A 20,663-nucleotide genomic window follows, 5' to 3' on the forward strand; every position below is an offset into this window, starting at 1 on the left:
CGACGAGGTGGTCATAGGGCCATGGTCGCTGGGGTGGGTGTGGGGTGCAGGGGATTTTGGTGACAGATGGGGTGGGGAGGGGAGGGGGAGGAGCGGGGCCGGGGTTGGACCGGGCTGGGAAGCGTGGGGGTGCCGAGGGGAGGGTGCCGGTGGGGTGGTGGCCGTGGTTTGGTGAGGCGGCGGTGGTGGTTCGGCCGCCTATGACCACCCAAGACACCTCAGGCACCGAGTTCCCATGAGCCGGAGGCTCCCAAGCCGCCGTCCCTACTCAAGAAGCCCGTGTCGCCCAAGTCGCCCAAGTCGCCCACGACACCTGGGTCACTCCAGCCACTCCGGTCGTCCTGGGCACCTCCCCCACCCCGCTCACCCAACGAGCCCCAACCGCCGGACGCGTCTCAAGTCCCCAGGTGCCGAAGCTTCCCGAGTGTCGCAGCCCCATGTGTCGCAGCCCCGAGTGTCCAAGCTCCCCGGGTGGCGCAGCCTCCCGGCGTCGCAGCCCCCGGTCCCACAGCACCCGGTCCCACCAACCCCCAGTTCAAGACCGCCGGCGCTTCTTAGAAGGATTCCCGGTGCGGCGTTTCGTGCGCTTCTCGTATTGGGTCAGGGCCGCCTCGTACTCCTGGCGGTGGAGGTTCTCGCCGGGGGCCTCCACCAGGGAGCGGGCGAAGTAGGCGAGGAGGGAGCCTACGAAGCCGATGGCCAGGAGGCCGCGGAGGGAGGCCTGGCGGTCGGGGTCGGGGCGTTTTTTGAAGGCTTCCCAGGTGTGGCCGAAGGCGAGGGCGCTGCAGATCGCGAACATCACGATGACGAGGAGGGTGACGAGGCTGCCGACGTCCGCGATCTGGATGCCCTGGTAGGCGAAGCGGAGGATCAGGCAGGCGGCGACTGCTGCGAGGAGTGAGCCGGCGGACGCGGCGATGCGGCGTGCGGTGTAGCCGTCGTCGTGGTCCACCCAGGTGGTGCCGAAGAAGCGGAGGGGTTCGGGGCGCGGGCCTGTCTGCGTACCTGTGCCTGTGGCTGTGCCTTCGCTCGGGGGGCCCTCGGGGGTGTCCTGGGTGCCGGTGCCGGTCTCGTCGTTCACGGGACGATTATGGCTCCGGGGGTCGGCGGAGGCTCCCGTCGGGGCTGTTCGCGTGTGGTTGTCGGCGGTTCTACGGGACTGGGCCGCGCCGCGCCGGCCGTGACCGGTGAGCCCCCTCCAGGAGAAGGGCTCCGGTCACGGCCGGCGCGATGGTGCGGTCAGGAGCAGTGCGGGCGGACGTAACCGTCGCTGCCGGTGTTCACGTACGCGTCGGAGATGTACTCGCCGTCGTCGATGTTGTCCCAGATGTTCGTCGTGCCGTAGTAGCCGGTCACCGTGGTGCCCGGCGTCTGGCAGTAGATCGGGACCTGGGAGCCCTCGGCCAGGACGCGGACGATGGTGTAGCCGGTGCCCGGGCCGCTGCGGACGTTGACGCGGGTGTTGGGCGCTATCGAGTAGTAGTGCAGGGCCGCCGCCGCGGTCGTGACGGCTTCCGTCGTGCCTTCGCCCTCGACCCCTTCAATACGGTCAACAGACATGAAAAACCTCCCCCGTTCGCCCCCATGACTGCCATGGGGCCCCGATGATTCCCCTAAAACACGCCATGAAACATATGTGCGCAACTCGCACTCGGAAGCCAGCAAGCCGCCTCTGTCCCGTACGGGTCATCGACTAGGCTCCGTGCGTCGCGCGCGCGGACGATCAGCACGGGGGTGGTTCCATGGCGCCACAGCACGGCACCGGAGCGGGCGCGGAAGCGGAACTTCCCGAGTACGCCGGTCACTACCGCCTGGAGTCCTGCCTGGGCTCCGGCGGCATGGGCGTGGTGCATCTCGCGCAGAGCACCTCCGGGATGAAGGTCGCCGTGAAGGTCGTCCACGCGGAGTTCGCCCAGGACCCCGAGTTCAGGGGGCGGTTCCGGCAGGAGGTGGCTGCCGCGCGGAGGGTGAGCGGGGCCTTCACCGCGCCGGTGGTCGATGCCGATCCGGAGGCCCAACGGCCGTGGATGGCAACGTCGTTCATCCCCGGGCCGACCCTGTCCGAGCATGTGAAGCGGAACGGGCCCATGGCGCCCGGCGAGTTGCGCCGGCTGATGGCGGGACTGGCCGAGGCGCTGCGCGACATCCATCGCGTCGGCGTCGTACACAGAGATCTCAAGCCGAGCAACGTGCTGCTCGCCGAGGACGGGCCGAAGGTCATCGACTTCGGCATTTCCCGGCCGAAAGACAGCGAACTGCGCACCGAGACGGGCAAGTTGATCGGCACACCGCCGTTCATGGCACCGGAGCAGTTCCGGCGGCCCCGGGAGGTCGGTCCGGCCGCCGACATCTTCGCGCTCGGGTCCGTACTGGTGCACGCGGCGACCGGGCGCGGGCCGTTCGACTCCGACAGCCCGTACGTCGTCGCCTATCAAGTCGTCCACGACGAACCGGACTTGGCCGGTCTGCCGGAGAACATCGCGCCGCTGGTGCTGCGTTGCCTCGCCAAGGAGCCCGAGGACCGGCCCACGCCCGACGAGTTGATGCGTGAACTGCGGTCCGTGTCGGCCTCGTACGACACGCAGGCGTACATACCGGCACCGCGGCGGACCGGTGCCACGCCGGTGCCGGAGCGCCGCACGGAAGAGACGGAAGAGTCCGAGCAGTCCGAACGGCGGCGCGGGCCGCGGCTCGGCAAGCGGTTCGCGCTCGGGGCGGGCGCGCTCGGGCTGGCCGCGATCGGCACGGTCGCCTCGCTCCAGTTGTCCGACGCCGGTGACACTCCGCCGAAGGGCACCACCCCGCACGCCACACCCAGCACCGCGTTCGGCGGGTGGCAGGCGACCCCGGTCTCCAAGAAGAGCACGCCCCAATGCTCGTACGGGGCAGGGAAGTTGCTCTGTGCGCAGCCCGGGGTGGTGTTCGCCCTGGATCCGTCCGACGGGCGGGTGCTGTGGCGGCACTCCGTCGCCACGACGCACCGGAGCGGGCCGCCGGTCCTCTCGGGCGGCCTGGTGCAGCCCTCGTTGGACAGCGGCCGGCGGCTGGAGGCGCTCGATCCGGCTTCGGGCAAGGTGCGTTGGCAGAAGACCGTCCCCGCGTACACCGGGCTGGCGGACGCCGGCGGCATGCTCCTGCTCACCCATGCGGACGGAACGGTCACGGCGGTGGACGCCGCTTCGGGCGCCACGAAGTGGAGCCACCGGATTCCGGGCCAACAGGCGCCGTACTTCACCTCGTTCACCGGGGACCCGTCGGCGTACGCGACGAACACGTCGGACGACGGGGCGAACACCCGGGTGACGGCGGTCGATCCGGACACCGGTGCGGTGCGCTGGGACGCGCGGCTGAAGGGGACGTTGAAGCCCGTCGGCACCGCGGGCGGGTCCTTGTATCTCCTCTCGGTCGACACCGTCTACGCGTCCACGAAGGCCGTGGTCCGCTACACCCCGGGCACCGGAGCCGCGCGGCGCGTGACGCTGCCGCTGGCCCTCGACCAGGGGCACGGGACCGTGCGCGGGAACGTCGTCTACGTCATGGGGGCCGGCGGATCGCTGGTGGCCGTGGACATGGACGCGCGCAGGCAGGTGTGGAGTCTGGAGACGGCCGTACTGCGGGGGTCCACACCGGTCGCGGACGGCCGACAGGTGTACATCACCGCCGCGGACGGGCGGTTGCTCGCCGTGGACGCCCGCGCGGGCAAGCTCGTCGGGCAGACTCCCGCCCGCCTCGACTCCAACTCGGACCAGGTCAGCGCGGCGCTGCCCGAACCCGTCGTAGCGGACGGTCGCGTGTACGCCGCCGCGCCGGACGGCACGGTCTTCGCCGTCAACTCCGTTACGCCCGGGGCTTGGTAGCCGTAGCGGGGCCAACTCCCGTGCGCCCGAGGCCTGGTAGTCGGAGAAGGGGCAACTCCCGTACGACCGGGGGCTGGTAGCCGTAGACAGACAAACTCCAAGCGAAAGGGCCGCCCCCGTCGGAACGGAAGCGGCCCCACAACTCGACGGGCCTCAGCCCAGCTTGCTGACGTCCCGCACGGCACCCCGGTCCGCGCTGGTGGCCATCGCGGCGTATGCGCGCAGCGCGGCCGACACCTTGCGCTCGCGCTGCTTCGGGGCGTAGCGCCCGTCCAGCACGGCCTCGCGGCGGGCCAACTCGGCGTCGTCGACAAGGAGTTCGATGGTGCGGTTCGGGATGTCGATGCGGATGCGGTCGCCGTTCTCGACGAGGGCGATGGTGCCGCCGGACGCCGCCTCGGGGGACGCGTGGCCGATGGACAGGCCCGAAGTGCCGCCGGAGAAGCGGCCGTCGGTGATCAGGGCGCAGGTCTTGCCGAGGCCGCGGCCCTTGAGGAAGGACGTCGGGTAGAGCATCTCCTGCATGCCGGGGCCTCCCCTGGGGCCCTCGTAGCGGATGACGACGACATCGCCGTGCGTCACCTGTTTGTTGAGGATCTTCTCGACGGCTTCTTCCTGCGACTCGCAGACGACCGCCGGGCCCTCGAACGTCCAGATGGACTCATCCACACCCGCCGTCTTCACGACGCAGCCGTCGACGGCCAGGTTGCCCTTGAGGACCGCGAGGCCGCCGTCCTTGGAGTACGCGTGCTCGGCGTCGCGGATGCAGCCCTCGGCCGCGTCCTCGTCCAGCGCCTCCCAGCGCTCGGACTGGGAGAATGCCTCGGCGGAACGGACGCAGCCGGGACCCGCGTGCCACAGTTCCACGGCCTCCGGAGAGGGCGAACCGCCACGCACGTCCCACGTCTTGAGCCAGTCCGCGAGGGACGGGCTGTGGACGGAGTGGACGTCCTCGTTCAGCAGGCCCGCGCGGTGCAACTCGCCCAGCAGGGCCGGGATGCCGCCCGCGCGGTGGACGTCCTCCATGTAGTACGTGCGGTTCTTCGCGACGTTCGGGGCGACCTTCGCGAGGCACGGGACGCGACGCGAGACCGCGTTGATCTCGTCCAGGCCGAACTGGACGCCCCCCTCCTCCGCCGCCGCGAGGAGGTGCAGGATCGTGTTGGTGGAGCCGCCCATCGCGATGTCGAGTGCCATCGCGTTCTCGAAGGCCTCGAAGGTGGCGACGTTGCGCGGCAGGACCGTCTCGTCGTCCTGCTCGTAGTAGCGGCGGGTGATGTCCATCACCGTGCGGGCCGCGTCCTGGTACAGGCCCTTGCGGGCCGTGTGCGTGGCGAGGACCGAGCCGTTGCCCGGCAGCGACAGGCCGATGGCCTCGGTCAGGCAGTTCATCGAGTTGGCGGTGAACATGCCGGAGCAGGAGCCACAGGTCGGACAGGCGTTCTCCTCGATGTTGAGGACGTCCGCGTCGGAGATGCTCTCGTTGGCGGCGTCGACCATCGCGTCGATCAGGTCCAGCGTGCGGACCGTGCCGTCCTGCAGCGTGGCGCGCCCGGCCTCCATGGGACCGCCGGAGACGAAGACCGTCGGGATGTTCAGACGCAGTGCCGCCATGAGCATGCCGGGCGTGATCTTGTCGCAGTTGGAGATGCAGATCAGGGCGTCGGCGCAGTGCGCCTCGACCATGTACTCGACCGAGTCCGCGATCAGGTCGCGGGAGGGCAGGCTGTAGAGCATGCCGCCGTGGCCCATCGCGATGCCGTCGTCCACCGCGATGGTGTTGAACTCGCGCGGGATGCCGCCGGCCGCGGTGATCGCCTCGCTGACGATCCGGCCGACGGGCTGGAGGTGGGTGTGGCCGGGCACGAACTCCGTGAAGCTGTTCGCCACCGCGATGATCGGCTTCCGGCCGATGTCCGCACCGGGTACACCGGAGGCGCGCATAAGGGCGCGTGCGCCCGCCATGTTGCGGCCGTGGGTGACTGTACGGGACCTCAGCTCGGGCATCGTCGATCGCTCCTTCAGACAGATAGGGCTGCTAAAGAGCGTACGCCGGTCATCCAGGGGGCGGACACGGTGTCCGCATCTCGGGACACACGTCTCACACGGGAAGCGCGACGACGGGGCTCAGGAGATCACCGGCTCGGGGATCACCGGCTCGGCGATCACGGCCCGGTCAGATGCCCCTGCACCACCGGCGCGACCCGCGCGATGATCTGCTCCACGTCCGCCGAGGCCAGCGGCTCGACCTTGATCACGTACCGCAGCATCGCCGTACCGACCAGCTGCGCCGCCGCCAGCTCGGCGCGCAGTTCCGCGTCCGGGAGGTCGAGCTGGGCGGCGACCCGGCCCAGCACCTGGGCGACCACGAGCCGCCGGAAGACGGCCGCGGCGGCCTCGTTGTTGACGGCGGAACGGACGACCGCCAGCAGGGGCTTACGGGTGGCCGGGTTCTCCCAGACGCCGAAGATGAACCGGGTCAGCCGCTCGCCGACGCCGTCCAGCGGCCCCTCGGCGACCGCCGCCGGCGCGTTCTGCGCCGGTGCGAACGCGACCTCGATCGCCGCCTCGAAAACCTGCTCCTTCGTACCGAAGTAGTGGTGCACGAGCGCCGAGTCGACCCCGGCGGCCTTCGCGATCCCCCGCACGGACGTCTTCTCGTACCCCCGCTCGGAGAACTCCTCCCGGGCCGCCGTCAGGATGCGGTCGCGGGTGTCGGCGGACTCCGTACGAGGGGGCCGGCCCCGGCGCTTGGCGGTGGCGTCGGTCACCGCCGGGGCACCTTCACGGCCGAGGCCAGGTGCAGCCGGGTGAAGGCGAGCGCCTCGGCGAGATCGGCCTCGCGTTCGGCGCTGGACATCGCGCGCCGGGTGTTGACCTCGATGACGACATGGCCGTCGAAGCCGGTCGTCGCGAGCCGCTCCAGCAGCTCGGCGCAGGGCTGGGTGCCGCGGCCCGGGACGAGGTGCTCGTCCTTGTTGGAGCCGTTGCCGTCCGCGAGATGGACATGGCCGAGCCGGTCGCCCATCCGCTCGATCATCTCGGTCGCGTCGGTGCGGGCGGTCGCGGTGTGGCTGAGGTCGATCGTGAAGTGCCGGTAGTCCTCGTTCGTCACGTCCCAGTCGGGGGCGTAGGCGAGCATCTCGCGGTCGCGGTAGCGCCACGGGTACATGTTCTCTACGGCGAACCGCACATCCGTCTCGTTCGCCATCCGCCAGATCCCGCTGACGAAATCCCGCGCGTACTGGCGCTGCCAGCGGAACGGCGGATGCACCACGACCGTGCTCGCCCCGAGCTTCTCGGCGGCCGCCTGGGCGCGCTGGAGCTTGATCCACGGGTCGGTCGACCACACCCGCTGCGTGATGAGCAGGCACGGCGCGTGCACGGCGAGGATCGGGACCTGGTGGTAGTCGCTGAGCCGGCGCAGCGCCTCGATGTCCTGGCTGACCGGGTCGGTCCACACCATCACCTCGACGCCGTCGTAACCGAGGCGCGCGGCGATCTCGAAGGCCGTCGCCGTCGACTCCGGATACACGGACGCCGTGGACAGCGCGACCTTCGCATCCGGGATGCGCACGACTGGTTCTGCCACGGAGGACAGACTACGGGGCGGCGCTTTGCGCAGGGGAGCCGGTTGCTGTGCACGCCCTGTGCGGGGTACGGCAACCGGCCATCTCCGACGCGGGGTCGCGTTGTGGCGATACTTCATGCGGGTTCGATACGTCGGGTACAGGGCGGGCGTTCAGTGCGGATCGGCTGGTGTGGGGCCCGGGGGGGCCTTCTTTGTGCGTCCGCGGGTGCTTCGTTCGTGTGCGGGTGCTCGATTGTCTGCGGGCGCTTCGTTCGTCTGCGGCGCCGTTGCCGGGGGCTCCGCCCCCGGACCCCCGTCGGCCCTCAAGGGGCCTCGTCCTCAAACGCCGGACGGGCTGATCAATGTGGGCCGGAGTCGGTAGGTGCTGGGCGGTGGGAGTTGCAACCACGCGCGCGTGCGTCACAGACGGCCACGCGTACGTGCCCTACGGCCGAGCACAGCCGGGGGTGATCAGTGCCCGGGCGCGGGCAACCACCCACGTGCGCATCACGGCCACACGCGTGTGTCTGACGGGCCCGACGGACAGCCACGCGCGTGTGCATCACGTGGCCAAGCAGACCAAGGCGTCGACCCGCCCCGCGCGGACAGCCGCGCCGGTGCGTCACGGCCACGCGCGCGTGCACCCCAACTACACCCTCGCGCCCCCACTACGACCACGCACGCACGCCCCGACAAACAGCCACCCGCGCCTACGCCGACGGCATCTGATCCAGCCCTGACGGCATCTGATCCAACTGCCGCAGGATCACGCCCTCGCGCAGCGCCCAAGGACACACCTCCAGCGTCTCCACGCCGAAGAGATCCATCGCGCCCTCGGCGACCATCGCGCCCGCCAGGAGCTGCTCGGCGCGGCCCTCGGAGACGCCGGGGAGGACCGCGCGCTGGGCGGTGGTCATGCCGGCGAGGCGGGGGACCCAGGCCTCCAGGGACTCGCGCTTCAGTTCGCGTTGGACGTAGAGGCCGTCGGCGGAGCGGGCGGCGCCGGCCAGGCGGGCGAGTTGCTTGAAGGTCTTCGACGTGGCGACGACGTGGTCGGGGGCGCCGAAACGGCTGAACTCGCCCACCGTACGGGCGATCTGGGCGCGCACATGGCGGCGCAGGGCCCTTATCGCGTCCGGTTCCGGCGGGTCGCCGGGGAGCCAGCCGGCGGTGAGGCGGCCCGCGCCGAGGGGCAGTGAGACGGCCGCGTCGGGCTCCTCGTCGATGCCGTAGGCGATCTCCAGGGAGCCGCCGCCGATGTCGAGGACGAGGAGCTTGCCGGCGGACCAGCCGAACCAGCGGCGGACGGCGAGGAAGGTGAGCCGGGCCTCCTCGGCGCCGGTGAGGACCTGGAGTTCGACGCCGGTCTCGGTCTGCACGCGCGCGAGGACGTCGTCGGCGTTGCTGGCCTCGCGGACGGCGGAGGTGGCGAACGGGAGGATCTCCTCGACGCCCTTGTCCTCGGCGGCCTGCAACGCCTCCTGGACGACGCCGACGAGTTTGTCGACCCCTTCGGGGCCGATCGCCCCGTCCTCGTCGAGGAGTTGGGCAAGGCGGAGCTCCACCTTGTGCGAGTGCGCGGGCAACGGGCGCGCGCCCGGGTGTGCGTCCACCACCAGCAGATGCACCGTGTTCGATCCCACGTCGAGGACACCGAGTCTCATATACGGAACGCTACTGCCACCTGCACGATCCAGAAGGGGCGGGGCGCAGCCCCTCGTTGAGGGGTGGTGGTCGGGTGGCGGGTGGGACGGTCCCCGGAGCGGTGTCTGGGCCCGCCTCCGGCGACTTACCCTGGACGCGTGCCAAAGACGAAAAAGGCGAAGAACGACAAGGCGGCCAAATCACCCGGCGATTCTTCGCCGGTGACGTCGGCCAAGTCCCCGAAGCCCCCGAAGCCGTCGACGAAGAAGGCCCTGAAAGCCGACGAGAAGGGGCTCGACTTCGCGCGCGCGTGGGTGGAGTTCCCGGATCCGGCGGACGAGGAGCAGCTCTTCCGCTGCGATCTGACATGGCTGACCTCTCGCTGGAACTGCATCTTCGGAAGCGGCTGCCAGGGCATCCAGGCGGGCCGCGCGGACGACGGCTGCTGCACCCTGGGCGCGCACTTCTCGGACAAGGACGACGAGAAACGGGTCGCCGGGCATGTGGCGAGGCTCACGCCCGACATCTGGCAGCACCACGACGAGGGCGTGGAGAACGGCTGGACCTCGGAGGACGAGGACGGCGACCGCCAGACCCGCCCCTACAACGGCTCGTGCATCTTCCAGAACCGCCCCGGTTTCGCGGGCGGCGCGGGCTGCTCGCTGCACATCCTGGCCGTCAAGGAGGGCCGCGAGCCCCTGGAGACCAAGCCGGACGTCTGCTGGCAGCTGCCGGTGCGACGGACGTACGAGTGGATCGACCGGCCGGACGACACGCGCGTGCTCCAGGTGTCGATCGGCGAGTACGACCGCAGGGGCTGGGGTTCCGGCGGCCACGACCTGCACTGGTGGTGCACGTCGGCGACCTCGGCGCACGGCGCGGGCGACCCGGTCTATGTGTCCTACGGCCCGGAGCTGACCGAACTGATGGGCAAGGCCGGCTACGACCGCCTGGTCGAGCTGTGCGAACAGCGCCTGGCCTCGCAACTCCCGCTGCTGGCACCGCATCCGGCGGACCCGGTCGCCTGAGGGACCGCGACTAGGACGAGCTCGGGTCGCCGTCGTCGGGCGGCGGCGTCGAGCCCCCCGGGTCGGCGGAGGACGAGTCCGTCGCGGTCGGTGTCGGGGTCGGGTCGGCGGACGTGGGCGGCGGGTCGCTGGGCGTGGGGTCGGTCGGTGCCGTGCTCGTGGGCGTCGGGTCCGGGCTCGACGAGGGCGGGTCGCCGGGATCGGTGGGGTGCGTGGGGTTGCCGGGGTCGGTCGGGGCGGGCGCGGTGCCGTAGCCCTCGATCGAGACGACGGCGCCGGCCGGTGAGACGGCCACGCGCGCGGTCCAGTGGCCGGAGGGCTCGCGCAGATGGTCGACGTACACCTTGATCGTCAACGATTCGCCTGGTGCGAGGGTTCCCGAGGACTGGCTGAGGTAGAGCCAGGGCGCCGCGGTGGTCGCGGACCAGCGGACCGGGGCCGAGCCGGACGCGGTGAGGGTGATGAGCGTGGTGTCGCTGCTGTTGGCGGCCGAGACGGCGAGCTGCCCGGCGCCCTTCTGGCCGGCGCCGGTGACGCTGATGACCTCTACGGAGACGTCGTTCGTGCCCTTCTTGCCGGGCCGCGGGCTCGTGCCGGCGTTCCCGGTGTTCTCGTAGCCGCCGCTCGCGACCGCGCCCTCCAGGGCGTCGGGGCCGTGCTGCTCGCTGGCGGTGGCGGCCCGGCCGTCGACACCCTCGCCGGTCGGCGTACCCCGGTAGGCGGCCCACAGGGCGAGGACGGGCGCCGCGATGACGGTGGCGACGACGGTCGTCGTGACGGCACGCGCGCGTAGCCGGTCTCTCCGGGCGGCACGGTCCTTCGGGTCCATCGGGAAACCGCGCCGGTCGAAGCGCGGTGCCGCCGCGCCACGCGCGCGTGGGAGATGCGCCATCGCGACATGCAGGGCCGCGCGGGGCGCCTCCAGAACGGGCAGTTCGGCAGGCGTGACACTCGCGCCGGGCCAACTGCCGGGGACCGCGCGCTCGGCGGTACGACGGCAGTGCGGGCAGTCGTCGACATGCCGGACGAGTTCGCGGCGCAGGGCGCTGCTGAGCACCAGCTGATGGTCACCGGTGAGACGGGCGACGCTCGGGCAGCTCCCGGTCTCGACGACGGCGAGGGCGGCACGCGTGCGTTCCACCTCACAGGCCGCGGCAGCCAGCAACTCCCGTGCTGTGGCGAGGTCCATGCCGAGAACGGCGGCGACCTCGTGGGCGGCGAGCCGGTGGCGCACGGCGAGTTCGAGCGCCTCGCGCTGCTCCGGGGTGGTCCCGGCGGCCTCCGGCCAGGCGAGCAGGGCGAGTTCACGCCGCCGCTGCTCGCGCACCTCCTCGGAGAGGGCCGGTTCCTCCACCTCGCTGCGCCCCACCGCGTGCGTGCCCTGACGTTTCTGCTTGGCCTCGGCCAGCTTGCGCAGACACGCCCAGCGGGCCAGCGCGTACAGCCAGGCCCGACGGTCACCGGCCGTCTCCGGCACGCGCGCGCCCCGGCGTTCGGCCAACGCCAGCACGTCCCCCAGGGCGGCGGTCGCGGTGTCGTGGTCGCAGAGGACGGAGAGGCAGTACGTGAACAGGCCGTCCAGATACGGCTCGTAGCGCGCGGGCGGGCGCTGCGCCAGGGTGCGCGCCGCAGCGCGGTCGCGCGCCTCCCGATGCGCCCGGTGTGCGCCGGTGGTGCGGGTCGAGGTCTCCGGACTGCTGCTCATCACCCGTGCGACCGTAGGCGGCGGGCGATGCCCCCTTCCGCCCCCTTGAGCACTTTTAATCCGTACGGGTGAAACGATCCCTCAAAAGGGGACAGGCACCCTGACGTCCATGGCTCGTTCCCGACGGACAGTGGCCGGATACCGAAGAGGCACGCCCCGACCGCCGACCGCGTTGTCAGTGGCGGCGGTTACGGTTCACGCATGGCTGCCCGTACGAAGACCACCAAGGACCGACCGTCCTACCGCTGCACCGAGTGCGGCTGGCAGACGGCCAAGTGGCTGGGCCGCTGCTCCGAGTGCCAGGCCTGGGGGACGGTCGAGGAGTACGGCGCCCCCGCTGTCCGGACGACCTCCCCCGGCCGCGTCACCACCTCCGCGGTACCGATCGGCCAGGTCGACGCCCGTCAGGCCACCGCCCGCTCGACCGGGGTGCCCGAGCTGGACCGGGTGCTCGGCGGCGGCCTGGTCCCCGGAGCGGTCGTCCTCGTCGCGGGCGAACCGGGCGTAGGAAAGTCGACCCTCCTCCTCGACGTGGCGGCCAAGGCGGCGAGCGACGAGCACCGCACGCTCTATGTCACCGGCGAGGAGTCGGCGAGCCAGGTCCGGATGCGCGCCGACCGCATCAAGGCGATCGACGACCACCTGTATCTCGCCGCCGAGACCGATCTGGCCACGATCCTGGGCCACTTGGACGCGGTGAAGCCCTCCCTCCTGATCCTGGACTCCGTCCAGACGGTGGCCTCCCCGGAGATCGACGGCGCCCCCGGCGGCATGGCCCAGGTCCGCGAGGTGGCCGGCGCCCTGATCCGCGCCTCCAAGGAGCGCGGCATGTCCACCCTCCTGGTAGGCCACGTCACCAAGGACGGCGCGATCGCGGGCCCCCGCCTCCTGGAACACCTGGTGGACGTGGTGCTCTCCTTCGAAGGCGACCGCCACGCCCGCCTGCGCCTCGTACGGGGCGTCAAGAACCGCTACGGCACGACGGACGAGGTCGGCTGCTTCGAGCTGCACGACGAGGGCATCACGGGCCTGGCCGACCCGAGCGGCCTGTTCCTGACCCGCCGCGCGGAGCCGGTCCCGGGCACCTGCCTGACCGTCACCCTGGAGGGCCGCCGCCCCTTGGTGGCCGAGGTCCAGGCGCTCACGGTCGACTCCCAGATCCCCTCCCCCCGCCGCACCACTTCGGGCCTGGAGACGTCCAGGGTCTCGATGATGCTCGCGGTCCTGGAACAGCGGGGCCGCATCAGCGCCCTGGGCAAACGGGACATCTACTCGGCGACGGTGGGCGGAGTGAAACTCTCCGAACCGGCGGCAGATCTGGCCATCGCCCTCGCCCTGGCCTCCGCGGCGAGCGACACCCCCCTCCCCAAGAACCTGGTGGCGATCGGCGAAGTAGGCCTCGCAGGCGAGGTCAGAAGGGTCACGGGCGTCCAGCGCAGACTCTCCGAAGCACACCGTCTGGGCTTCACCCACGCCCTCGTTCCGAGCGACCCGGGCAAGATCCCCACAGGCATGAAGGTCATCGAAGTAGCCGACATAGGAGACGCTCTCCGGGTCCTTCCAAGGTCCCGTAAGCGAGAGGCCCCACGGGACGACGAGGACCGCCGGTAGACTTTGCCCTGGTCTCGCCCGTCCGTATGAACCGAGTACGCGAAACGGGAGCACCAGAAAAACCTGCGACCCGAGGAGTGCAGTGGCAGCCAACGACCGGGCGTCAGCTCCCGGAAAGTCCGGCGGGAGCTCCGGTGCCGATGGCCTGATGCGCGCCTCACTGAGCGCCGTGGCACCCGGCCAGGCCCTGCGCGACGGCCTGGAGCGAATCCTCCGCGGCAACACGGGCGGACTCATCGTGCTCGGTTCCGACAAGACCGTAGAAGCGATGTGCACAGGCGGTTTCATCCTGGACGTGGAATTCACGGCCACGCGCCTACGAGAACTCTGCAAACTGGACGGCGGCATCGTGGTGTCCTCCGACCTCTCGAAGATCCTCCGAGCAGGCGTCCAACTGGTCCCAGACCCGAACATCCCCACCGAGGAGACAGGCACTCGCCACCGCACGGCAGACCGAGTGAGCAAACAGGTCGCCTTCCCCGTGGTCTCCGTCTCCCAGTCCATGCGCCTGATCGCCCTCTACGTAGACGGCCAACGCCGCGTACTGGAGGACTCGGCGGCAATCCTGTCCCGCGCCAACCAGGCCCTCGCCACCCTGGAGCGCTACAAGCTCCGCCTGGACGAGGTGGCGGGAACGCTGTCGGCCCTGGAGATCGAGGACCTGGTGACGGTCCGAGACGTCTCGGCAGTGGTCCAGCGCCTGGAAATGGTCCGCCTGATCGCCACCGAGATCGCGGAGTACGTACTCGAACTGGGCACGGACGGCCGCCTGCTCGCCCTCCAACTGGAGGAGTTGATCGCAGGCGTGGACCCGGAACGCGAACTAGTAGTACGCGACTACGTCCCCGAGCCCACGGCCAAACGCTCCCGCACGGTGAACGAGGCGCTGGCCGAACTCGACGCCCTCTCCCACGCCGAGCTCCTCGAACTCCCCACCGTGGCCCGCGCGTTGGGCTACACCGGCTCCCCCGAGGCCCTCGACTCGGCGGTCTCCCCCCGAGGCTTCCGCCTCCTGGCCAAGGTCCCGCGCCTCCCCGGCGCGATCATCGACCGCCTGGTGGAGCACTTCGGAGGCCTCCAGAAACTCCTGGCAGCAAGCGTCGACGACCTACAGACGGTCGACGGCGTAGGCGAAGCAAGGGCAAGAAGCGTCCGAGAGGGCCTCTCCCGCCTGGCGGAATCGTCAATCCTGGAACGCTACGTATAACCCGACGTCAGGTCAGTCACTCGCCAGCACGAACGAGATCTGCGCCTTGGCGAATCCGGAGGCCTGCGCCTCCACCAGATAGGTCCCGGCCCCGGCCGACCCGGCGGCCGGAGTCGCACACTCGGGCGCGCTCGGCTTGCGGTCCCACTTCAGGGTGTACGTCACGCTGCTCCCGGCGGACACCCGGTAGAAGACGCTCCCGGAGCCCTTGGGACAGTCGGCGGACGACCAGAAATCAGCGCTGCCCCCCGCCTCCGTGATGGTCAACACCGCACTCTTGGGCCCGAGATCGACCTTGCAGTCACTGCCGGAGGAGTTCTTGGCGGCGAGCACAAAAGTAGGAGTCTGATCCGGCGAGTACGAGTTGTGCAGACTCCGCAGACTCAACTGCACAGCACTGGCAGTGCAGTTGGGAAGCGTGGAGTCGGCAGGAACCGTAGTCCCCGTACTGCTACCGCCGTTACTACCGCCACCGGACCCACCAACCCCGGAACCCCCACCAGTCGCCCCACTCGCCCCACTCGCGCCACCCGACGACGCACCCGAGCCACCTGATCCACTTCCACTCGCCCCACTCGAACTACTCGAGCCGCTCGACTCATCGCGCCCGCCGGGGTGTTGACTGATGGCGGGACCTGATCCCGACGGCCCGGCAGTGATCGTAGGAGCCGGAGTCTTACCGTTCTTGGCCCCGTCGGCACCGTTCTTGCCGCCCCCGCCACCGGAGTTGACGATCCAGGTGATCAGCAGCGCCAACAAGGCGACCACGGACACCATGAGGACCCTCCGTCGCCAATAGATGGAGGAGGGAAGCGGCCCGACCGGATTGCGCAGTGATCCCACGGCGCAAACTGTACGAGAGATCGGCGAGTTACCTCGCCCCACCCGCCGCCCCAGCCCCAACTTTTCCGGATCATCATCCCGGTAACCCCGCCTGGAATGGCCCGGGATGGACCACAGGCCCGCAGCCGCCGAACAACGGGAGCGGGTCGTGGCGGTACGGCGCAGCCCGCCGCGTACCCGGCACCAACCCGTCCAACTGTGACAACACCAGAGGGGCCCGACCAGCGGCGGGCTCGCCGTACCGCCACGACCCCGACCCACCCACCAACCGTGGCAGGATCGAACCCGCCATGACTGCGCCCACGAATCCCCCGCACACCACATCCGCGACGTCCACCACATCCGCGACGTCCACGACGTCCGCCACCTCACCCGACGGAGCCCGCCTCCACACCCAGGTCATCGACTGGTTCGAGGACAACGCCCGCGACCTCCCCTGGCGCCACCCCGACGCCGGCCCCTGGGCCGTGATGGTCAGCGAGTTCATGCTCCAGCAGACCCCGGTCAACCGCGTCCTCCCGGTCTACGAACAGTGGCTCGCCCGCTGGCCCCGCCCCGCCGACCTCGCCAAGGACGCCCCCGGCGAAGCCGTCCGCGCCTGGGGCCGCCTCGGCTACCCCCGCCGCGCCCTGCGCCTCCACGGCGCCGCCACCGCCATAACGGAACGCCACGGCGGCGACGTCCCCACCGACCACGCCCAACTCCTCGCGCTCCCCGGCATCGGCGAGTACACGGCAGCCGCAGTCGCGTCCTTCGCCTACGGCCAGCGCCACGCCGTACTGGACACCAACGTCCGCCGAGTCTTCGCCCGCGCGGTCACCGGCACCCAGTACCCCCCGAACGCCACCACCGCAGCCGAACGCAAGCTGGCCCGCGCCCTCCTCCCCCAGGACGACGACACCGCAGCCCGCTGGGCCGCCGCCTCCATGGAACTCGGCGCACTCGTCTGCACCGCGAAGAACGAGACGTGCCACCGCTGCCCCATCTCCGCCCAGTGCGCGTGGAACCTCGCGGGCAAGCCGGACCACGAGGGCCCGGCCCGCAAAGGCCAGACATACGCGGGCACGGACCGCCAGGTCCGCGGCAAGCTCCTGGCCGTACTCCGCGAAGCGCACACCCCCGTCCCCCAGTCCGCACTCGACCGCGTGTGGCACGAGCCGGTGCAACGGGCCAGGGCACTGGACGGCCTGGTCTCCGACGGCCTGGTCGAACCCCTCCCCGACGGCATGTACCGACTCCCCGCGACCCGCACCTGACGCACGGTCATTTCACAGACAAAAGCCCGCCCCACAGGAAACTCCTCGCTCCCGCAACACTCCCGCCAAGCCCAAATCACCCCACACCCGCCCCAAACACCCCACCCCCTTACCCCCAACCCGCTTCCGTTACACAACCGACGGACAGCCGAGCGCTCTCCGCAGGCTGCTCCGCACAGTGCCGTGACAACCCCTCCGTAACTTCATTGGCGTACCGCAGACCGGCGGGACAGCAGCAGAGGACAACCGGCAGCAGGCGGGTCGGAAACGGGGATGGAGGCGGTTGATCATGGCGCAGGGCGAGGTGCTCGAATTCGAGGAGTACGTCCGCACCCGACAGGACGCGCTGCTGCGCAGCGCCCGCCGATTGGTGCCGGACCCGGTCGACGCCCAGGACCTGCTCCAGACGGCGCTGGTGCGGACGTACGGCCGCTGGGAGACCATCGAGGACAAGCGCCTCGCGGACGCGTACCTGCGCCGCGTCATGATCAACACGCGTACCGAGTGGTGGCGGGCCCGCAAGCTCGAAGAGGTCCCCACCGAGCAGCTGCCGGACGCGAGCGTCGACGACGCGACCGAGCAGCACGCGGACCGGGCGCTTCTTATGGACATCATGAAAGTTCTCGCACCGAAACAGCGCAGTGTTGTCGTCCTGCGACACTGGGAGCAAATGTCCACCGAAGAGACGGCCGCGGCCCTGGGCATGTCGGCCGGTACGGTCAAGAGCACGCTGCACCGGGCGCTCGCCCGGCTCCGGGAGGAGCTGGAGGCCCGCGACCTGGACGCACGCGCGCTGGAGCGTGAGGAGCGGGAGCGTTGCGCGGCCTGAGCGACGACACCCCTGGTCCCGGCCCGAGTCACGACCCCACGGGGTCGGGCCCGAGCCGGCGCCCCACGGGGTCCGGCCCGAGGGACACCCTCGGGCCCGGCAGGGTGCGCGGAACCTTGGAGGCGGCGTTCACGGCGATGGTCGTGCTCGCCGCCCTAGCCCTTTTGGTGTCCGGCTGCGCCACGGGCGGCACCGGCGCGCGTGACGAGGGTCCGGCGCACTCCGACTCGGTGGCGGGCGTCGCCGAGGCCAAGTCCCCCTCGCCCTCCGCGACCGTCGACGACCACGTGGACGCGGTCAAACTCGTCATGAACGACCCGAAGGTCTCGTCGGCGGTCAAACACGAGCTGAAGCCCTGCGTGGCCGACGAGTACGCGGTCGACGTGTCGTACGGCATGCTGACCGGCGGTACCGCGAACGACGTCGTCGTCAACGTGATGACCTGCGGCGATGCGGTGGGGATCGGCTCGTACGTGTATCGCGCGACGGGTGGGACGTACGAGAATGTGTTCAAGGCCGAGGAACCCCCGGTCTACGCCGAGATAGACCGCGGCGATCTGGTCGTCACCAAGCAGGTGTACGAGAAGGGCGACCCGGTGTCGAGTCCCTCCGGGGAGAACGTGATCACCTACCGCTGGACCTCGGGCCGTTTCGCCCAGGAGTACAGCACCCACAACGAGTACAGCAACGCGGTCGGAGGCGACGCCTCGCCCGCCCCGAGCAAGAACTGATCCGGGCCGGAGCCGAACCGGATCAAACCCGACCCGGACCAGAACCGAACCGATCGGAGCCGAACCAGTCGGTATCGAAACCGAACCAGCCGAAGCTGAACCGATCGGACGGCCCGATCCGATCCATCAGTGAACGCGGACGCCGCTTCGGGCGTCCCATGCTTGAGAACGACCCACACGAGGACTGAGAGCACCGGGATGGCAGACCAGACCCACGTCCTGTTCGTCGAGGACGACGACGTCATCCGTGAGGCCACCCAACTCGCCCTGGAGCGGGACGGCTTCGCGGTCACGGCGATGCCCGACGGGCTGTCGGGCCTGGAGGCGTTCCGGGCGAACCGCCCCGACATCGCGCTCCTCGACGTCATGGTCCCCGGCCTGGACGGCGTGAGCCTGTGCCGCCGTATCCGGGACGACTCGACGGTCCCGGTGATCATGCTGTCGGCGCGCGCGGACTCGATCGACGTCGTCCTCGGCCTGGAGGCGGGCGCCGACGACTACGTCACGAAGCCCTTCGACGGTGCCGTCCTTGTCGCCCGCATCCGCGCGGTGCTGCGCCGCTTCGGACACGCGAGCGGCAGCGACCGTACGGCGGACGCGGAGGTGGCCCCGGAGGGCGGCGGGGTGCTCACCTTCGGCGATCTGGAGATCGACACCGAGGGCATGGAGGTGCGCCGGGCCGGGCAGCCGGTGGCGCTGACGCCGACCGAGATGCGGCTGCTCCTCGAATTCTCCTCGGCGCCGGGCACGGTGCTGTCCCGCGACAAGCTCCTGGAGCGGGTGTGGGACTACGGCTGGGGCGGTGACACCCGGGTCGTGGACGTCCATGTGCAGCGGCTGCGCACGAAGATCGGCCAGGACCGGATCGAGACGGTCCGCGGCTTCGGCTACAAGTTGAAGGCCTGAGCAGGGGTATGCGGGGGAATTCACGGCGCAGGGTCCCGTCCTTCCTGGACAGAGCGGGCATCCGTACGGGCCTGAGATGGAAGCTCAGCGCGGCCATCGCGCTGGTCGGCACGCTGGTCGCGATCGCGCTCAGCCTGGTCGTGCACAACGCGGCCCGGGTCTCGATGCTGGACAACGCGCGCGACCTCGCGGACGAGCGCGTCCAGATCGCCCAGCGCAACTACGAGCTGTCCGGGCGGCCGAACTTCCCCAGCATCAAGATCAACGACCCGAGCCTGCCGGCGGCGCTGCGCGAGAAGGTCGAGGAGGGCCGCCGGGCGACGTACGTCACCGACCGGCCGCACGGCGTGCCGGACATCTGGGCGGCCGTACCGCTCAAGGACGGCCGGGTGCTGTCCCTGCACACCGGGTTCACCGACCGCAGCACGGACATCCTCAAGGATCTCGACCAGGCCCTGGTGATCGGCTCGATCGCGGCCGTGCTCGGCGGCAGCGCGCTCGGTGTCCTGATCGGCGGCCAGCTCTCGCGCCGGCTGCGCAAGGCGGCGGCCGCGGCGAACCAGGTCGCCAAGGGCGAGACGGACGTACGGGTGCGGGACGCGATCGGCGGGGTCGTACGGGACGAGACCGACGACCTCGCGCGCGCGGTGGACGCGATGACGGACGCGCTGCAGCAGCGGCTCGACGCGGAACGAAGGGTCACGGCGGACATCGCGCACGAGCTGCGCACCCCGGTGACGGGCCTGCTGACGGCGGCCGAACTGCTCCCGCCCGGCCGCCCCACCGAGTTGGTCCTGGACCGCGCGAAGGCGATGCGCACACTCGTCGAGGACGTGCTGGAGGTCGCCCGGCTCGACGGGGCGTCCGAGCGGGCCGAGTTGCAGGACCTGATGCTGGGCGAGTTCGTGAGCCGCCGGGTGCTCGCGAAGGACCCGGACGCGGTGGTGCACGTAGTGCACGAGTCGGTGGTGACGACGGACCCGCGCCGCCTGGAACGCGTCCTGTTCAACCTCCTCGCCAACGCGGCCCGGCACGGCAAGCCACCGATCGAGGTCTCCGTCGAGGGCCGGGTCATCCGGGTCCGCGACCACGGCCCCGGCTTCCCCGAGGAACTCCTCGCGGAGGGCCCGAGCCGCTTCCGCACCGGCAGCAAGGACCGCGCGGGCCACGGCCACGGCCTCGGCCTGACCATCGCGGCCGGCCAGGCCCGCGTCCTCGGCGCCCGCCTGACCTTCCGCAACGTCCGCCCCGCGGGCGCACCGGACCACATCCCGGCGGAGGGCGCGGTGGCGGTGCTGTGGCTGCCGGAACATGCGCCTACGAGTACGGGGAGCTATCCGATGCTGCCGTAGCCTCCGGCGGTTGACCGGTGTGCTGCAGTGAGGGCGCGGAACCGTCGGGACGGGAGCGGATCGGGGACGGGAACGGATCGAGGGACGGGAGCGGATCGAGGGACGGGAGCGGATCGAGGGACG

Annotated in this window: 17 protein-coding genes; 9 read left to right on the forward strand and 8 right to left on the reverse strand. The window is 70.7% G+C overall.

What is annotated here, in order from left to right; translation table 11 throughout:
* Window positions 1-535: 535 nt before the first annotated feature.
* Together SPR02S_RS51790 and SPR02S_RS51795 are read right to left on the reverse strand one after the other, a co-directional pair.
* Window positions 536-1,081: a hypothetical protein gene (locus tag SPR02S_RS51790; RefSeq protein ID WP_019064943.1), complete on the reverse strand. Its 546-nt coding sequence runs from the start codon at window positions 1,079-1,081 to the stop codon at window positions 536-538.
* Window positions 1,082-1,239: 158 nt separating this feature from the next.
* Window positions 1,240-1,560 (reverse strand): SH3 domain-containing protein, encoded by a 321-nt coding sequence (locus tag SPR02S_RS51795; protein WP_019064944.1) that lies wholly within the window; start codon window positions 1,558-1,560, stop codon window positions 1,240-1,242.
* 182 nt (window positions 1,561-1,742) lie between these two features.
* On the opposite strand from SPR02S_RS51795, the gene SPR02S_RS51800 reads away from it, so the two are divergent.
* Window positions 1,743-3,857: a serine/threonine-protein kinase gene (locus SPR02S_RS51800; protein WP_019064945.1), complete on the forward strand. Its 2,115-nt coding sequence runs from the start codon at window positions 1,743-1,745 to the stop codon at window positions 3,855-3,857.
* A gap of 153 nt (window positions 3,858-4,010) precedes the next feature.
* Here SPR02S_RS51800 and ilvD read toward each other — a convergent pair whose 3' ends face one another.
* The 4 genes from ilvD to SPR02S_RS51820 all read right to left on the reverse strand — a co-directional run bounded on the left by ilvD (window position 4,011) and on the right by SPR02S_RS51820 (window position 9,092).
* Entirely contained in the window at window positions 4,011-5,864 is a 1,854-nt protein-coding gene (gene ilvD, locus SPR02S_RS51805; protein WP_019064946.1) for a dihydroxy-acid dehydratase, read from the reverse strand.
* A 158-nt stretch (window positions 5,865-6,022) separates the two neighbouring features.
* Window positions 6,023-6,628, reverse strand: a complete 606-nt coding sequence (locus tag SPR02S_RS51810; RefSeq protein WP_019064947.1) for a TetR/AcrR family transcriptional regulator — start codon at window positions 6,626-6,628, stop codon at window positions 6,023-6,025.
* Window positions 6,625-7,449 carry a sugar phosphate isomerase/epimerase family protein gene (locus SPR02S_RS51815; protein WP_026151680.1) on the reverse strand — a complete coding sequence of 275 codons (825 nt, stop codon included), beginning with the start codon at window positions 7,447-7,449 and terminating at the stop codon, window positions 6,625-6,627. Before SPR02S_RS51815 ends, SPR02S_RS51810 begins: the two co-directional genes overlap by 4 nt.
* Window positions 7,450-8,138: 689 nt before the next feature.
* Complete coding sequence (locus SPR02S_RS51820) at window positions 8,139-9,092, reverse strand: Ppx/GppA family phosphatase (protein WP_019064949.1); 954 nt, start codon at window positions 9,090-9,092, stop codon at window positions 8,139-8,141.
* Between the two features lie 138 nt (window positions 9,093-9,230).
* Here SPR02S_RS51820 and SPR02S_RS51825 point away from each other — a divergent pair, with 138 nt between their 5' ends.
* A complete protein-coding gene (locus SPR02S_RS51825) occupies window positions 9,231-10,100 on the forward strand; it encodes a DUF3109 family protein (RefSeq protein WP_026151681.1) in 870 nt (289 codons plus the stop codon).
* Between the two features lie 10 nt (window positions 10,101-10,110).
* On the opposite strand, the gene SPR02S_RS51830 is transcribed toward SPR02S_RS51825, so the two are convergent.
* Window positions 10,111-11,808 (reverse strand): BACON domain-containing protein, encoded by a 1,698-nt coding sequence (locus SPR02S_RS51830; protein ID WP_019064951.1) that lies wholly within the window; start codon window positions 11,806-11,808, stop codon window positions 10,111-10,113.
* 198 nt (window positions 11,809-12,006) lie between these two features.
* On the opposite strand from SPR02S_RS51830, the gene radA reads away from it, so the two are divergent.
* Both radA and disA read left to right on the forward strand, forming a co-directional pair.
* Window positions 12,007-13,416, forward strand: coding sequence for a DNA repair protein RadA (gene radA, locus SPR02S_RS51835; RefSeq protein WP_019064952.1), 1,410 nt, complete (start codon window positions 12,007-12,009; stop codon window positions 13,414-13,416).
* An 82-nt stretch (window positions 13,417-13,498) separates the two neighbouring features.
* Window positions 13,499-14,623 carry a DNA integrity scanning diadenylate cyclase DisA gene (gene disA / locus SPR02S_RS51840; RefSeq protein ID WP_026151682.1) on the forward strand — a complete coding sequence of 375 codons (1,125 nt, stop codon included), beginning with the start codon at window positions 13,499-13,501 and terminating at the stop codon, window positions 14,621-14,623.
* Window positions 14,624-14,635: 12 nt separating this feature from the next.
* Here the strand turns inward: disA and SPR02S_RS51845 are convergent, their stop codons facing one another.
* Window positions 14,636-15,466, reverse strand: a complete 831-nt coding sequence (locus tag SPR02S_RS51845; protein ID WP_174447619.1) for a hypothetical protein — start codon at window positions 15,464-15,466, stop codon at window positions 14,636-14,638.
* Between the two features lie 290 nt (window positions 15,467-15,756).
* Between SPR02S_RS51845 and SPR02S_RS51850 the strand changes: the two genes are divergently transcribed.
* From SPR02S_RS51850 to cseC, 5 genes are all read left to right on the forward strand, one after another.
* Complete coding sequence (locus SPR02S_RS51850) at window positions 15,757-16,722, forward strand: HhH-GPD family protein (RefSeq protein WP_019064955.1); 966 nt, start codon at window positions 15,757-15,759, stop codon at window positions 16,720-16,722.
* A 289-nt stretch (window positions 16,723-17,011) separates the two neighbouring features.
* On the forward strand, window positions 17,012-17,551 hold the full coding sequence (locus SPR02S_RS51855) for a SigE family RNA polymerase sigma factor (RefSeq protein ID WP_019064956.1): 540 nt from the start codon (window positions 17,012-17,014) through the stop codon (window positions 17,549-17,551).
* Between the two features lie 137 nt (window positions 17,552-17,688).
* On the forward strand, window positions 17,689-18,282 hold the full coding sequence (locus tag SPR02S_RS51860; RefSeq protein ID WP_026151684.1) for a hypothetical protein: 594 nt from the start codon (window positions 17,689-17,691) through the stop codon (window positions 18,280-18,282).
* A gap of 198 nt (window positions 18,283-18,480) precedes the next feature.
* Entirely contained in the window at window positions 18,481-19,188 is a 708-nt protein-coding gene (gene cseB / locus SPR02S_RS51865; RefSeq protein ID WP_019064958.1) for a two-component system response regulator CseB, read from the forward strand.
* Window positions 19,189-19,196: 8 nt separating this feature from the next.
* A complete protein-coding gene (gene cseC, locus SPR02S_RS51870) occupies window positions 19,197-20,540 on the forward strand; it encodes a two-component system sensor histidine kinase CseC (protein ID WP_019064959.1) in 1,344 nt (447 codons plus the stop codon).
* Window positions 20,541-20,663: the final 123 nt, after the last annotated feature.

Source organism: Streptomyces prunicolor NBRC 13075, assembly GCF_000367365.1.
Taxonomy (GTDB): Bacteria; Actinomycetota; Actinomycetes; order Streptomycetales; family Streptomycetaceae; genus Streptomyces; species Streptomyces prunicolor.

Bases quoted from the DNA above. Each gene is read 5' to 3' on its own strand.
- SPR02S_RS51795 (WP_019064944.1), bottom strand. From the start codon at position 1,560: ATGTCTGTTGACCGTATTGAAGGGGTCGAGGGCGAAGGCACGACGGAA.
- SPR02S_RS51800 (WP_019064945.1), top strand. From the start codon at position 1,743: ATGGCGCCACAGCACGGCACCGGAGCGGGCGCGGAAGCGGAACTTCCC.
- ilvD (WP_019064946.1), bottom strand. From the start codon at position 5,864: ATGCCCGAGCTGAGGTCCCGTACAGTCACCCACGGCCGCAACATGGCG.
- SPR02S_RS51820 (WP_019064949.1), bottom strand. From the start codon at position 9,092: ATGAGACTCGGTGTCCTCGACGTGGGATCGAACACGGTGCATCTGCTG.
- radA (WP_019064952.1), top strand. From the start codon at position 12,007: ATGGCTGCCCGTACGAAGACCACCAAGGACCGACCGTCCTACCGCTGC.
- SPR02S_RS51850 (WP_019064955.1), top strand. From the start codon at position 15,757: ATGACTGCGCCCACGAATCCCCCGCACACCACATCCGCGACGTCCACC.
- SPR02S_RS51855 (WP_019064956.1), top strand. From the start codon at position 17,012: ATGGCGCAGGGCGAGGTGCTCGAATTCGAGGAGTACGTCCGCACCCGA.
- SPR02S_RS51860 (WP_026151684.1), top strand. From the start codon at position 17,689: ATGGTCGTGCTCGCCGCCCTAGCCCTTTTGGTGTCCGGCTGCGCCACG.
- cseB (WP_019064958.1), top strand. From the start codon at position 18,481: ATGGCAGACCAGACCCACGTCCTGTTCGTCGAGGACGACGACGTCATC.
- cseC (WP_019064959.1), top strand. From the start codon at position 19,197: ATGCGGGGGAATTCACGGCGCAGGGTCCCGTCCTTCCTGGACAGAGCG.